The sequence below is a fragment of the Halomonas dongshanensis genome, from assembly GCF_024790395.1.
GTDB lineage: Bacteria > Pseudomonadota > Gammaproteobacteria > Pseudomonadales > Halomonadaceae > Vreelandella > Vreelandella dongshanensis.
This window is the reverse complement of the sequence record NZ_JAJISC010000005.1, coordinates 69,106-84,036: the sequence shown is the minus strand read 5'-3', so window position 1 is coordinate 84,036 and position 14,931 is coordinate 69,106. Positions and strand designations below refer to the sequence as shown.

Genomic DNA, 14,931 nt, shown 5'->3' with positions numbered 1-14,931 from the left:
AACGTCATGAGCCAATATCTTGGAGCTATTCGTCAGTTGGGCTACGTGGTCACCGATATCGAAGAGGCCATGGCCTACTGGACCGATGTCATGGGGGTGGGACCTTTTTTCTACAATCCGCGTGTCCCCATAGAAAACTATACCTACGAGGGCGAACACTACGAGGTACATAACTCGGTGGCGCTGGCCAACTCAGGGTTCATCCAAGTGGAGCTGATCCAAACACGTAACGATGCGCCCTCCATGTACCGCGATTTTCTCCGGGCAGGTAATACGGGGCTGCAGCACGTTGCCTTTTGGACCAACGACTACGATAGCGACCTTGCCGCCATGCAGGCGCGCGGTTATCGCGTGAAGATGAGCGGCGAAGTCGGGGTCAACGGTCGGTTCGCCTATTTCGATCGTGAATACCATCCCGGAACCGTGATCGAGCTTTCCGAGGTGCTGGGCCCTAAAGGCCAGATGTTTCGTACGATTCGCGAAGCATCCGAAAATTGGGATGGCCGTGATCCCGTACGGCCTTTCCCGAGTTTGAGCGAGACCGCCCTATGATTCACGCCACCTATCGAATCGAAACCCCGCTCGATCCCGCTCGGGTTGCCGCCATGATGGCGGGTGAGCAGAGCTCGGGCACCTTCGTCAAAGTCCAGGGAGAGACCGACGCCATTAATGCACGCTTCGGCGCTCGGGTGGTCGGTGTGGAAGTACTAGAGGAGGCGGATACGCCAAGCCTTTCAAGCGCTTATTTGGAGCGCAAAGGCGCCAAGGGCCCCTGGCGACGCGCGAGCGTCGAGATCGCTTATCCCGAGGACAACGTGGGCGTCAATCTGCCTAACTTGGCTGCGGTCGTGGCGGGCAATCTGTTCGACCTCGGCGAACTGACGGGCCTGCGCTTGATGTCGCTTGAACTGCGCCCCGAGTATCGAGATCGCTACTTGCGACCGGCACACGGCATCGAAGGGACACGCAAGGCCGTAGGTGTCTTCGAACGGCCGCTCTTCGGCACCATCTTGAAGCCGAACATCGGCATGAGCCCCAATGAAACGGCCGATCTCGTCGAAAAGCTGTGCGAGGCAGGCGTCGATTTCATCAAGGATGACGAAATTGCGGGTAATCACCCCTACGCGCCTGTCGAAGCGCGCGTCAGCGCAGTCATGCAGCGCGTTAGAGCGTTTCGCGAGCGCAGCGGGCGTAACGTCATGGTCGCCTTCAACATAACCGACGAGCTGGATGCCATGCGCCGCCATGCCGATCACGTTCAAGCCGAGGGTGGCAGCTGCGTCATGGCAAGCCTCAACTGGTGTGGGCTCTCGGCCTTGCAGAGCCTTCGCGCCTCTACTCCGCTGGTCATTCACGGCCATCGAAACGGCTTTGGGGCTTTCGCCCGCCACCCAGCGTTGGGTATCGATTTTGCTGCGTATCAAACGCTGTATCGTCTGGCAGGAATCGATCACCTGCACGTGCATGGCATGGGGGGAAAGTTCGCTGACGCAACCGAGGAGGTGGTTGAAGCAGCAAAATTGTCGCTCACCACACTGGGTAGCCAGGACGATCGCGTCATGCCCGTATTCTCCTCGGGCCAGTGGGCAGGCACCCTGCCGCTTACCTACGATAAGCTACAGCGCCATGACTTCATGTTTCTGGCGGGCGGCGGCATTCTCGCCCACCCAGATGGCCCAGCTGCGGGCGTCGCCAGTCTCAAGGAGGCGTGGCAAAGCATCGAAGCGGGAACACCCCTTGCGCGTTCGAATCGCCCGGCACTCGCCTCGGCCCTCGACTTTTTCGGCGGGCGCTAGGCATGCGCTACGTCTTCATCGCCGATGACTTCACCGGTGCCTCCGACTGCTTGGCCACACTACGCTGCGCGGGCGTAAAAACGCGCCTGTACCTGGAGGTGCCGTCACCAGAAGAGGTGGCAGACCTCGATGCCTTTGGCATCGCCACTGCCGCACGTAGCATGAACCGGCCTGCCTTGATCGAAGAAATGCAGCGTATCGCGCAGCAGTTGGTGCACCACAAGCCCAAGATCGTGCACCTAAAGGTATGCTCGACGTTCGACAGTAGCGTCGAGGTCGGCAACATCGCGACCGCCATGCAGGCGCTTACCGAGATACTCGAGCCTGCCACTACGTGTATCGTGGGCGGCCAACCTAGCCTTGGGCGTTACTGCATCTTCGGCAATCTGTTTGCCAAAGGGAGCGATGGCTCAACCTATCGCATCGACCGTCACCCGGTCATGCGTAGACACCCCGTCACCCCCATGAGTGAAGCCGACCTGCGCCGCCACTTCGAGGCCATGGGCCTTGCCGATGTAGCGCTACTCGACAGACCCTCGCTTTACGCAAGTGATGGCCTGCCTACTACACCGCTACTGTGCGATGTACTCGAAGAGAGTGATCTCGCGCGTATTGGCGAGCGCTTTCGTCAGGCACCGCTGCCGCAGCTGTGGGTGGGCGCCAGTAGCGTTGCCCAGGCCCTTCATCCCCACCGACAGACCATCGACCGCCCCCGGCACCTACCCGGCCCACTGCTGATCTTTGCCGGAAGCCGATCAGCGGTAACGGCAACGCAGGTGGCCGCCTCACGCCATATGACCAAGATAGCGATGGGCGTAAAGGAGCTCACGGCGCAGCCACGCGCCCTGTATGATCGCATTCTATCGCCACTGGAGCAGGGTAAAGCCGTGCTTGCCGTGCTCGATGACGATGCCACCCACGGCTTCACCCCTCTGGACGTAGCCCAGCACTGCGCCCAGCTCATTGCCTCATTCGTCGGTTCAGGGCGTATCGGTACGCTACTGATCGCGGGAGGCGACACCTCGAGCCTAGCTCTTGACGAACTGCGCCCACAAAGCATCGACTACCTCGGGCCGTTCCAGCCCGGCGTACCGATTTGTATCGCCAACGTTGCCAATCTCGCCCCACTCCCCATCATCATGAAGGGAGGGCAAATGGGGACAACTCATCTCTTTGATGAAGTGCTGGCCCTGACCCACGCCCCCCCTTCTTAGCCCTGCGTATCGTGGTCTATACATGGCCCTTATGGTTTACGGTGTCTTACCTACAAACGTCCCCCCGCTCGTGCGGCGGGCCACATGACGCTGGCGTGGATGTTTAATCGTCATAGCACACTCTACTCAGCACGTTGAACCCACCCTCCTCGGCGCCAGCGTTAAGAGGCTCCTCTTGGGCAGTAACATGATTTTTCTTCGTGCCATCGTGCCATGCCAAGGCAGTCATAAGAAGGTAGATATCTGCATAAGTATTGATCAAAACAGTCAATATACTGATCTTTTATTTGAATAAAAAAATCAATAAAAGAGAATACACTTATTCCATTTTAACAAGGATCCAACAAACTACTGTTAAATATAGGATAAAAACAAAAAAAACGTTAAACTTTAGTATTATAACCAAAAGTACAAATGCGCGTTTCGATCATTTAAGCCACATTACATCGGCCAGCAAGCCGTCCTATGGGCAGCGCTGCATACAACAAAAATGGAGAAAACCATGAACGACATAACGTTCGGCGCGAAGCCCATCTTGTTTTTTGTCCTGCATAGCGGCGATCGATATTCAAACGCCGACGTACACGTTACGTCAGCGTGATCAGACCTGCGCGCCACACACGTTTTGATGCCCCATCGAAGGGCACGGGAGGTAACATGAAACAGTTCAAGAACGCCGCTCTGGCTGCCATTCTCGCAGCCGCCCCCATGGCCGCCTGGGCGCAAGATTCCACGGTGCGCATCATTTCGCAGGACCCCGGCACGGGCTGGTACGCCTACGGCTCTGCCGTGGGCGAGATCATCAATAAGTCGGAAGGCGAGATCAATCTAAGCGCCGACGTGCTGCCGCGCGGTGGCGGCATGATGAACCCTCTAGCCGTTGGTCAAGGCTCGGCCGATATGGGTTTCGCGACCGCCAGCGCCGCCCTTTGGGCGCGTGACGGCATTGGCGAAGAGTTCGAAGGCCGCGCGGCGGAAAATCTGCGTGCCCTAGTGGGTGGTCTTCAGGCCACCTATACCACCGTCGTTGCCCGCCGCGCCTACGTCGAGCGTTCAGGCCTTACCACGTTCGATGACATGGTCAACGCCGACAATCCTCCTCGCTTCGTGCTCAAGCCGACAGGGTCACAGGTGCCGATTCTTGCCGATCATATGTTTGAAGCCCTCGGCACTAGCCTGGACGAGATGCGCGAGCGCGGTGCGATCAACCAGATCAGTACCGCCCAAATCGCTCAGATGATGCGCGACGGCACCGCCGACGTCTATATCGAGAACGCGCCGTTGGGCCAGGCGACCATGCAAGAGCTTGCTCTAACTGCCGACTTGGCTTTCGTGCCGATGTCCGATGCCGTGCTCGATCACATGACAGAGGTGGGCGTGCCGCGCATCACCCTGCCCGAGGGTAGCTATCCTGGCATGGAGGGTGATTATGCCTCATCGAACACGCCCACCATCTTGATCGCCACCACCGACATGGACGATGACGTCGCCTACCAGATCACCAAAGCGCTGGTCGAAGCCCGCGACGAACTGGCCGAGGCCTTCCCGCCGCTGGCCGACTGGGACCCTGAAGCAGGGGCGCAGGCCGATCAAGCCGTTCTCGAACTCCACCCAGGCGCTGCCCGCTACTACCGCGAACGCGGCTGGATCGAGTAAATCAACCTACGTTTTCTAGCAACACACGTCATTGCGCCGCCGCAGATTACTACGGCGGCGTAAAGCCATCATTACGGCGATCAATCCCGAGGTACGCGTCTTGAAACCGTCCAATCTGCTCACCTTCCCCATGCTGCTTCGCGTCATTCAGATAGGACTCTCCTTTACTTACGTCGTCTATCTACTTCGCCACTTCTTCAACCCATCGTCACCGCTGGCCTCGGTGACGTTTCACGTGTACATGTCCGTGGCGTTGGTGTTTGCCTTCAACCCGCTAGCCTGGCAGGGCGTAAAGCGCTGGTTGGGGCACGCCATCGATCTAGGCGGCATTGCGCTGTCGCTCTCGTTCGTGTGGATCTATCACAACGAGATACGCCGCTTAGAGCGTCATCTCGAAATGATCGATCCGGTGCTTACCGTGGATATGTTTTTACACGTCGCCGGGCTGATCCTGATCTTCGAAGCCGTGCGACGCGCCGTCGGCTGGTCACTTTTGGCCGTCGTGCTGGCTTTTCTCGGCTACGCCTACTTCGGCGGCTATTTCCCCGGCTGGATGGCCTTCCCCGGTTTTTCGCTCGCAACGATGACCGAGCTCATCAGCATGAAGACCGATGGCATCTTCGGCGTCACTGCCACGGCGGCCATTAACTTCGTGTTCTATTTCGTGCTTTTCGGCACGGTGTTCACCTTCACCGGCGGCGGGGCGCTGTTCATCGATCTCGCCATGCGAATGACGGCGCGCCTCAAAGGTGGTGCTGCCAAAATGTCACTGGTCGGTTCGGCACTTTTCGGCATGGTATCGGGCTCGGCCATCGCCAACACCACTTCCACCGGCGTGCTGACCATCCCAATCATGAACCGCGCGGGATATTCCAAAGACCAAGCCGCTGCCACCGAAGCCATCGCCTCGACGGGCGGACAGCTCATGCCGCCCATCATGGGGGTGGCCGCCTTCGTCATGGCGGATCTATTGGGCATTCCTTACGGCACTATCGCTGCGGCCGCGCTGATTCCCTCGGCGGCCTTCTACTTCGCCCTCTACGTCATCGTCGATCTACGCGCCCGCCGCTTCGGTATCGGCAACGTTCCGCCAGAGCTTCTTGATATCGACCCGGTCATGCCGCGTGCGCATCTTCTGGTCTCGCCCATCGCCATGATCGTGTGCTTGATCATCGGCTACTCGGCGCCCTATGCGGCACTCGTGGGCACCGTTACAGCGCTGATCATGCCGCTTCTGCGCAAATCGACCCGCTATGACCTGCGCCAGCTGTTCGATGCGGTACTGGATACGGCCAAGCAGATGGCCTGGATTTCGGCACCGCTAGCGGCCGTGGGCGTGGTAATGGTCGTGGCGACCCAGTCGAACCTGGCGCTGAAGTTCGTCAGCCTGCTCTCGGATGCCGGCACGGGACAGCTTTATCTTTCACTGCTGTTGGTCATCGTGGGCTGCATCATCATGGGCATGGGACTACCGACGGTGGCGGCCTACATCATCGGCTCGCTGGTGTTCGTACCTGCGCTTGTGGACTTGGGCGTAGATCGCTTGGCAGCCAACCTCTTCGTGCTCTACTACTGCGTTCTATCGATGGTCACGCCACCGGTGGCGCTGTGCTCCTACGCCGCAGCCGGGATCGCCAACTCCGATGCCAACAAGACCGGGCTTCTCGCCTTTGCCTATTCGTTGGTGATCTTCATCGTTCCCTTCGGCTTCATCAACGACCCCCACGTACTGTGGCAAGGCACCGCTATGCAAATCGCTGTGGGTGCAGCAGGTATGCTGCTGGCGACCTTCTCTTGGGCGGTGTTCTTGATGGGATGGATGAACGGCAAGCTCTCGTGGCTAGAACGCGGCGTCTTCCTGGTCATTAGCCTCGCCCTGATTCTATCGCCGACGCTCTCCACGGTATGGGACATCAGCGTAATCGCCGCCGTGGGGCTACTGCTCTGGTGCTTCACTCTACGCCCGCGCCTGGTGCCGGTGCGAGCCTGACGAGGCCGCCCGAGGGCCTCTTAAAACCGTATTTAGAGGAAAGAAGATGAAGCGAGATTTTGCTCAACGCCTGCGTAATCGAGAGCGCATCCTGGGCTATTGGACGCAGCTGCCGGTACCCGCCGTTCAAGAGCGCGTGGCCCGCCACGGCTGGGACTATGTCTGTTTCGATGCCCAACACGGCTTTCACGATCCGCATGCTCTGCTCAATGGGTTGATCGCCATCGATGCAGGCGCGGCACTCGGGGGCAATCGCTGTGCGGGGCTAGTGCGCGTCGCCTCGAACGATGGCCACTTGATCGGCATGGCGCTGGACGCGGGAGCGCAAGGTGTGATCGTACCGATGATCGAATCGGTCGACGATGCCCGCCGTGCAGTAGCGTTCTGCCGTTACGCGCCCGCAGGCAATCGCAGCTATGGCCCCATGCGCGCGGGGCTGCGTTCGGGCCCGCGCAGCGCCGATATGAACGATGAAATCGCCTGCATCATCATGATCGAAACCGTAAGCGCGCTCGAGTGCATCGATGAGATCGCAGCGCTCGACGGCGTCGACGGTATCTATGTCGGCCCCGCCGATCTGATGCTGGCACTGGGCGGTGAAACCGCCGCCGATCCGGCTAAGAAAGAGGTGTTCGAGCGCGCTCTGGCCCGTGTTCATAAGGCCTGTGCTAGCGCCGGTATCGCAGCTGGCATTCATACCATGGCAGGCGATATCGCCAACGCCCGCTTGGCCGAAGGGTTCACCTTCGCCACCGTCTCCTCTGACCTGAACCACCTAGACGCCGCCGCTGCCGCACATTTGAAGGCAGCGCAGCGATAAACAAATTGGCGGAGCCCCTAACGGCCCCGCTCAATGCGGGGCTTTTGGTTTCAATTAGCTCGCTAGCAGGAGGCTTTGGTGCGCGTCAAAGTAAGCAATATAAGGCTCTTCGTTTTTCTCAAAGCGACGCCCCTGCACAGACCGTTAGCGTCTGTCCGGTAATAGAACGAGCATTATCACTGAGCAAAAAGCCTACGCTAGCAGCGATCTCCTCAGGCTCGATAAAGCGCCCCATTGGAGGAAGCTTCGGTGCCACGCCAGCCCTATTGGGGTCTTCCAGCATTGGGGTGCGCGTTGCGCCCGGCGCTATCAAATTAACGGTGATTTGTTGAGACACAAGCTCCATAGCCCAAGAGCGCACTAACCCTTGCTGTGCAGCTTTTGAGGCAGCGTAGGCGCATTTACCCAGTGCTCCCTGCTGGGTCCGGCTACCTATGAGTATGATTCGTTTCAATGGAGCGTCGTCACCCAAAAGCTTCTTTAAAAGCAATGCAGGTGCATCGACGTGAAGCCGCCACATCTGTTCGGTGAGCGCATGTTCGTAAGCATTGATATCGCCCGTGTGCATAACGCCAGCAGCATGCACAAAGGCATCAAAGTCACTCGCCTCAAGATCAAGAGGCGTCGTTGCCAGCGCCCCTAGGTCAACGCTCATCCAGTGGAACCACTCACTTTTAATCGGTGGTTCACGACGTGATAACCCAGTAACTTCGAAACCTTGCTCCAAAAGATAACGGCATATCTCTAAGCCGATGCCAGAACTGCACCCCGTCACTAATGCATGCATTGACCATCCTCCTTCTTGATTTCTTAGCATGGCGCCAGACACCGCTAGCACAACGTTATTGCGCCAAGTCAGCATTGACTTTAAGTACTGCATCAAACAACAAAGACTGATTTGATCAAAAATAATGATCGATGCAAATAATATTTTATTTAATGAGCATGCTAATTTACTTATAGAGAACCTAACAATGGTAGCAAGAAAAAACACACAAGACATAAAAAAACATAAAATCAATAATTTAATAAAAAAACATAGCCTTTTGTATCATCTACTTTGGTATATCGTACAAAAGTGCAAATGCACCGACTGATCATTTCGATCATTTTATAGTTAGCATAAGCACCCATGAACAGAGATTCATAAACGGCTATCACGCTTTCACCCCTCACCGATAACAAGAAAATCGGAGACTCACATGACAGCACTACACAGCTCCTTTGGAATACTTGTCGCCACGGCGTTGATTGCACCGGCAGCGGCTATGGCCGATTACCCAGACAGAGCCATAGAACTGATCATTCCCTTTGGCCAGGGTGGTGGTAACGACTTAGTAGGACGCGCTTTTTCCCAGTCACTATCAGAATATGCAGGCGTGGACGTACTTCCGGTGAACCGAACCGGCGGCAGCGGAGCGGTAGGCTTTCACGCAGCCTCTTCGGCACGTCCGGATGGCTATAACATCGCCATGATCAATAGCTCACTAGTGGGTAATCCACATATCATCAACGGCTTTCCCGCCAGCATCGACGACTTCACGCCCATCTGCCTGCTGTCCGCCGAACCGGTAGGTATCGTGGTCAGCGCCGATAGCGAAATCGAGACCCTGGCAGACTGGGTGGCTATCGCCCAAGAGGATCCAGACCGGCTTGCGCTTGGCTATACCTCCATTGGCGAGCTAATCGCGCTTTCGGCTGGAAATGTCACCGACACCGACCCAACGCTCATTCCCTACTCAGGCTCGGGTGATGCGATCACCGCCGTCATCGGTGGGCATGTGGATGGTGCCGTGGTATCGGATGCAGAAGCTTATTCGCAGGTTCAGGCAGATCAGATTCGCATGCTGGCCTTCTTCAGCGAGGAACGCTCCCAGAGCCTGCCAAATGTACCCACCTCTGCCGAAGAGGGTTATCCGCTTGATATTGGGCTATTCCGCGCTATTGGCGCACCAGCAAATCTACCCGAAGAAGTTGAAAACTATTTGGTCGATGCCTGCACACATATCGCAGAGGACGAAACATTCAACGAGCGAATGAACCGTATTGGCTTCAACGTTCAATTGCGAACCGGCGACGACTTCAAGCAATGGCTGGCTCGACAAAACGACGCATTTGCTGCCGCTGCCGATCTACTAAAGCAATAAATCAAGACCCAGGGGGAGCGCTCGACAACGACTCGAATGCTCCCTCACTTTATAGGGATAGCGCTCAATGAAGTACCAAACCCTTAGATACCGGCTAAAAACCATCGAATTCTGGACTCTGGTCCTGCTGCTACTGGCGGGTAGCTTCTTTCTGATTCAAGCACTCAGCATGCCTTTAGAGATGCGTCGGACCATTGGTCCGGGGTTTATACCCACCATCGTATTAGTGGTTTTACTCACCTGCACACTGGTGGCACTAACCAAGCTCTTGTTTGATCAGCGACACAAGGTCTTTGCTAATTTTTCCGAAGGCTCCGAAGATGACACGACATTCAAAGTACTAATACAAGCCCTCGACGCGCAGCCAGGTCCGCGGATGACACTATCGAGCCATACCGGGCTCGGTCACTTCTCTGCTTTGAGCGTCACCAAGCGTAGCCATCCAGATACCTCACTGCTAGCCGCTTCCTCGCGAGCAACCCAAACCAATGCAGAGCTCGCCGCTCAAGAACATTTACAGGGTTTTGCACCGCTGAGCCTGCTCTACTTCGATGCTTTCATTCTAGCAGTGCGCAGCGAGGCGGCTAACACCCCTCGAGAAACGCTTTCGATCGGTTACGACGAACTACTCGAAGATACCGTCTTTCTGGAAAAGTTACGCGGCACCAACGGTTGTATTCCGGAAGCCAAACACTGGCAAGCCATGAACATGAAGGCCTTGCACAGCGCCCTGACCGAGGGCCGCGTGGACGCCGCACTTGCAGCCCGCTCTGAGCTCGAGGAGTTTTTACAGACGGGCGTTATCACGGTAGAAAAAACCTTCGATGGCAACGACGCCGAAGATGGCGGACTAATCTATGGCGAGTGGGCGGCCCTGTTCACGCCCATGCACCAGGGAGAAGGTGTTCGTCAAGCGCACGCCGGGCGGTTACGGGATGCCGCTCAAGCCTCGACCTTCACGGCGCAGCTAAAGCATGTACAGGTTCCCTGGCTCAACACCGACGGTGAAGAAGCACAAAAACTACTACAAGCACTCGCAACACAAGGCAGACAAGGTGTAACGGTTAAGGCAAGGCCAGCCCACGGACGTGCCTATGCAATTCCTATCACGTTGGCAGCAATCGCACTATTCCCCTTTTTAATGAACATCGTAGGCTTCATTACCACCTCTATTCTGGTCTCCTCGTTGATCATGGCGCTGCTGCGCGCTGAACTAAGCCTGGCTGGGCTTTTAAGAGTCGTCGCGATCAACGCAGCCATTGCAGTGAGCACTTATATGCTTTTTTACCACGTGTTCAGTATTCCTCTCCCCTTAGGATCGGTCTGGTAAGGAGCCCGGTATGTTCGAGCTATTGCTACAGGGGTTTGCATCCCTTCTGGATCCACTACTACTGTTACTGTTGGTCGGCGCGGTCGCTATCGGTATCGTGGTGGGCGCCATGCCAGGCATTTCGCCTTCACTGGGTGTGGCCATCGCCAGCCCGTTAACGTTTGTGTTCGATCCTTTCACCGGTATCAGCTGCTTGCTGGGTATCTATATCGGTGCCGTCTTTGGCGGCTCAATTCCAGCTACGGTAATCGGTATTCCCGGTTCGGCCATGGCTGTCACTACGGTGTTCGACGGCTATCCAATGGGGCGTAAGGGCCAAGCGGGACTGGCACTCGGTCTGAGCACCATATCGTCCTTCATCGGCGGAGTGCTGGCGTCACTCCTGCTGATATTGCTCGCCTATCCAATTTCTCAATTCGCGCTTTCACTCGGCCCTCGCGAATACTGCGCCATCGCGGTGCTTGCACTAATGGCCGTCGCCTCACTCTCCGGCGGATCATTTCTTAAGGGGGCGATTGCCTGCCTGATTGGACTCTTTCTCGCAACAGTTGGTCTGGACGAGATCAATGGCCAGCCACGCTTTACACAGGACATTCCCTATCTGATGGGAGGCATTCCGTTCATTGCAGTGATTATCGGCCTATTTGCTATTCCCGAGATCATGCAACGTTTCGAACGCATCTCTCACCGAAGCCAACCCATCGTTCAGGTTTCAAAGGTCATGCCGTCTTGGCCGCTATTACGCCGCCTAATCCCGGCCCAATTGCGCTCAACCGGTATCGGCACCATTGTAGGCGCAATCCCCGGTGCCGGCGCGGACGTTGCTTCGCTGATTTCTTATAGCCAGGGACGTAATATATCCAAATACCGTGAGCGCTTCGGGTCAGGAGAACCCGAAGGCATTGCCTGCTCGGAAACCGCCAACAGCGCCTCCGGTGTGGGCGCGCTCATCCCGCTTCTAACGCTAGGGCTTCCGGGTGGGGCAGTTACCGCAGTGATCATCGGCAGCTTCATGATTCACGGATTGCAGCCGGGACCACTGCTGATGCGTGACCATGCACCACTGGTTTATCAGTTCTTCGCTACAACCGTCATTGTTAATTTTATTGTGTTACTGATTGGCCTGCCTGGCGCAAAGCTTTTCTCGCGAGCCCTTCAGGTCAAGGAGAGCATTCTACTGCCGATCATTCTTCTGATCTGCATCATCGGAGCCTATGCGCTACGCAACAACCCTTGGGATATTTTGGTGATGCTCGGTGTTGGCGTATTTGGCTACTACCTTGCCAAAGCTGGCGTACCTCGAGCACCCATCGTCATCGGCATGACGCTTGGACCAATCATCGAAAACGAGATCGCTCGAGGCCTCTTGATCACCCGCGGCAACTACCTCGATTTTATCACGCCCATCAGCGCCATCATCTGGGCTATCGCCCTACTGCCACTTTACTGGCCGCTGCTGCGCTATGGCTTTCGCCGCTTTCGCCGTCGGCCAGACTCCACAACCAGTACTGCTGAACAACATTAAGGACACACTATGAGCGAAGTTATTGACAGGCCCAAGGTAGGTCAACTGCACACCGCCGTAATCGACGGCAGCCGTCAGGAAGCGTACCTGCCGACACCCTGCCTACAAAATCACGCCGCTTTTCTCCACGAAATCGACAATGGTGACCTGCTATGCGCCTGGTTCGGCGGCACTCAAGAGGGGGTACCGGATATATCGATTCACGTCGCTCGGTTAAAAAAAGGCGGCACACAATGGAGTAATCCGGTCAAGCTGTCTGATGACACCACCCGCTCGGAGCAAAATCCCGTTCTGTTTACTGCGCCCGATGGTGCACTCTGGCTTCTCTATACCGCTCAATTATCCGGTCATCAAAATACTGCCATCATTCGCCACCGTATCTCCCATGACGGCGGCGAAACCTGGAGCAAAACGAAAGATCTATTCGAAATGCCAGGGATTTTCATCCGCCAGCCGCCCGTTTTCACGCCCGACGGCAACTGGGTATTGCCGATATTTTTATGCCGCGTAGCCGAGGGCGAACGCTGGACAGGCAACGACGACATCAGCGCGGTGATGGTTTCGAAGGATGCCGGCCGTAGCTGGCATCAGCACGATGTGCCCAAAAGCGTTGGCTGTGTGCACATGAACATCCAGGCCCTCAAGGACGGATCTTTTATCGCGCTCTATCGTAGTCGCTGGGCAGACAACATTTATTTGAGCCGCTCAAAAGATGCAATTCACTGGAGTGAGCCGGAGCCAACCGAGCTTCCTAACAACAACTCATCTATCCAGTTCACCTGCCTGGACAACGGGCATTTGGCGTTAGTCTACAATCATCGGCGAGCCGACCCGAACGCTGAGCGACGCACATCGCTTTATGACGATATCGAGGACTCTGAAGATCACGGTGAGTTGGTCGATCAAACGAGCAAAGCTGATAAATCAGCCTTCTGGGGCGCACCGCGCGCTCCCATGACACTAGCCATCTCGACCGACGGTGGTCGAAGTTGGCCCATCCGGCGCGACCTCGAAATCGGCGATGGCTACTGCATGACCAATAACTCCGTTGACAAGAAAAATCGAGAATACTCCTATCCCACCATCATTCAGGGTCAGGATGGGAAGCTGCACATCGCTTTTACCTACTTTCGCCAACGCATCAAGTACGTTCGCGTAAGAGAAACATGGGCATACAACTAGCCGCTTCTTCCTCAAGCTTCTGCCCCGTCTAATGCGGGGCTTTTTTGTGAAGGTGATACCGCTAAGGGTTCCCCACAAGAAAAACGCCCTCTGCCGTAAAGAGCAGAGGGCGTGTTGCATGTTGCATCAACTAACGTTCGATATCAGTAACTAGAAGCGCTTCTCGTTCTCACAAATAAGATCATTTTGGTGCAGGCTTGTCAACGCTCGCCTCAGCCTGATGCGCTGAAGGCGGCTCAGCGTTGGCGCGTCCTGTGAGCACTTTCTCCATGCGATCGAGCTGCGCTTTGAGCTCACCGACGTCGTGGCGTAACGCTTGAAGTTCGACCTCCTCACCTTCGCCATGCTCACGTTCGAGTGCGGCACTCTCCTTTTGCATGACGTCCAGCACGATGCCGATCATCATGTTCAAAAACACGAAGGCGTTGAGGAAGATGAAAGTGAGAAAGTATATCCAGGCGTAGGGGAACTGCTCCATGGTGGGATACAGCACTGCCGTAGCCCAGCTCTCGAACGTGGCTACCTGAAAAAGCGTAAGCATGGCGAGGGCGATATTGCCCCATAGCTGTTCATCGACGGTATGGAATAAAAAGCTTCCGATGGCCGCGTAGATGTAGAAGATGATGAACATCAAAAGCGCCACGTAGCCCATGCGGGGGATCGATTTCACTAACGCGGCGAGCAGCATTTGCAGCTCGGGAATCATCGATACCAGGCGCAGCACCCGGAAGATGCGCAGAAGCCGCGCCAACAGCACCATTTCCGACTCATCCATGGGGATGAGGCTCGCCGTGACGATCAGAAAGTCGAAGACATTCCAGCCCTTCTTGAAGAAATCAATGAACTTGCGTTCTGCCGCCATGCGAATCAGTATTTCGACGAGGAAGAACAGCGTCACGCCGATATCCAGATAGCCAAGCCACTGCTCGAAGCGGCTGACCTCATCGTAGGTGCGCGCGCCGATGACCAGCGCCGACACCACGATGATGGCGATGACGATCATCTCGAAAATCTTGTTGCTACGCAGACGTTCGAATCGCGCCTGCCAGGTGTTGAAGGGCTCAGTCATGCACGCAGGGATCTCTAACAAGTGAGGTCGGGAGTATGGCGCTCTTTATACCAAAACTACACACCTGCCCGACAGGTGGTATCCTACTGTTTCGCTTGAAATAGACTTTCTTAGCATTGACTTCGCCCCGGCCACGTGACGGCATGCGGCCGGGCGTCGTCTGGATGACACTTTTTGGATGAAACCGTTCGTATGACACTGT

General features: G+C 56.2%; 12 protein-coding genes. 10 read left to right on the top strand and 2 right to left on the bottom strand.

Going from position 1 to position 14,931, the window contains the following annotated elements:
• The first annotated feature begins 6 nt into the window (after window positions 1-6).
• The 6 genes from LLY24_RS11560 to LLY24_RS11535 all read left to right on the top strand — a co-directional run bounded on the left by LLY24_RS11560 (window position 7) and on the right by LLY24_RS11535 (window position 7,476).
• Window positions 7-552: a VOC family protein gene (locus LLY24_RS11560; RefSeq protein WP_259036453.1), complete on the top strand. Its 546-nt coding sequence runs from the start codon at window positions 7-9 to the stop codon at window positions 550-552.
• Window positions 549-1,796: a ribulose-bisphosphate carboxylase large subunit family protein gene (locus tag LLY24_RS11555; RefSeq protein WP_259036452.1), complete on the top strand. Its 1,248-nt coding sequence runs from the start codon at window positions 549-551 to the stop codon at window positions 1,794-1,796. The genes LLY24_RS11560 and LLY24_RS11555 overlap by 4 nt, the downstream gene beginning before the upstream one ends.
• Window positions 1,797-1,798: 2 nt before the next feature.
• Window positions 1,799-3,010, top strand: a complete 1,212-nt coding sequence (locus tag LLY24_RS11550) for a four-carbon acid sugar kinase family protein (RefSeq protein WP_259036451.1) — start codon at window positions 1,799-1,801, stop codon at window positions 3,008-3,010.
• 657 nt (window positions 3,011-3,667) lie between these two features.
• Window positions 3,668-4,666: a TAXI family TRAP transporter solute-binding subunit gene (locus LLY24_RS11545; RefSeq protein WP_259036450.1), complete on the top strand. Its 999-nt coding sequence runs from the start codon at window positions 3,668-3,670 to the stop codon at window positions 4,664-4,666.
• A gap of 100 nt (window positions 4,667-4,766) precedes the next feature.
• Complete coding sequence (locus tag LLY24_RS11540) at window positions 4,767-6,656, top strand: TRAP transporter permease (RefSeq protein ID WP_259036449.1); 1,890 nt, start codon at window positions 4,767-4,769, stop codon at window positions 6,654-6,656.
• A 46-nt stretch (window positions 6,657-6,702) separates the two neighbouring features.
• Window positions 6,703-7,476, top strand: a complete 774-nt coding sequence (locus tag LLY24_RS11535; protein ID WP_259036448.1) for an HpcH/HpaI aldolase family protein — start codon at window positions 6,703-6,705, stop codon at window positions 7,474-7,476.
• Window positions 7,477-7,594: 118 nt separating this feature from the next.
• Here LLY24_RS11535 and LLY24_RS11530 read toward each other — a convergent pair whose 3' ends face one another.
• Complete coding sequence (locus LLY24_RS11530; RefSeq protein WP_259036447.1) at window positions 7,595-8,263, bottom strand: SDR family oxidoreductase; 669 nt, start codon at window positions 8,261-8,263, stop codon at window positions 7,595-7,597.
• Between the two features lie 415 nt (window positions 8,264-8,678).
• On the opposite strand from LLY24_RS11530, the gene LLY24_RS11525 reads away from it, so the two are divergent.
• The 4 genes from LLY24_RS11525 to LLY24_RS11510 all read left to right on the top strand — a co-directional run bounded on the left by LLY24_RS11525 (window position 8,679) and on the right by LLY24_RS11510 (window position 13,660).
• Window positions 8,679-9,623: a Bug family tripartite tricarboxylate transporter substrate binding protein gene (locus LLY24_RS11525; RefSeq protein ID WP_259036446.1), complete on the top strand. Its 945-nt coding sequence runs from the start codon at window positions 8,679-8,681 to the stop codon at window positions 9,621-9,623.
• A gap of 67 nt (window positions 9,624-9,690) precedes the next feature.
• The gene (locus LLY24_RS11520) at window positions 9,691-10,953 is read left to right on the top strand and encodes a tripartite tricarboxylate transporter TctB family protein (RefSeq protein WP_259036445.1); all 1,263 of its coding nucleotides are present in this window, start codon (window positions 9,691-9,693) and stop codon (window positions 10,951-10,953) included.
• Window positions 10,954-10,963: 10 nt separating this feature from the next.
• Window positions 10,964-12,478, top strand: coding sequence for a tripartite tricarboxylate transporter permease (locus LLY24_RS11515; RefSeq protein WP_259036444.1), 1,515 nt, complete (start codon window positions 10,964-10,966; stop codon window positions 12,476-12,478).
• A 9-nt stretch (window positions 12,479-12,487) separates the two neighbouring features.
• Window positions 12,488-13,660 (top strand): sialidase family protein, encoded by a 1,173-nt coding sequence (locus LLY24_RS11510; RefSeq protein WP_259036443.1) that lies wholly within the window; start codon window positions 12,488-12,490, stop codon window positions 13,658-13,660.
• Between the two features lie 181 nt (window positions 13,661-13,841).
• On the opposite strand, the gene LLY24_RS11505 is transcribed toward LLY24_RS11510, so the two are convergent.
• The gene (locus LLY24_RS11505; protein WP_259036442.1) at window positions 13,842-14,729 is read right to left on the bottom strand and encodes an ion transporter; all 888 of its coding nucleotides are present in this window, start codon (window positions 14,727-14,729) and stop codon (window positions 13,842-13,844) included.
• Window positions 14,730-14,931 lie beyond the last annotated feature (202 nt).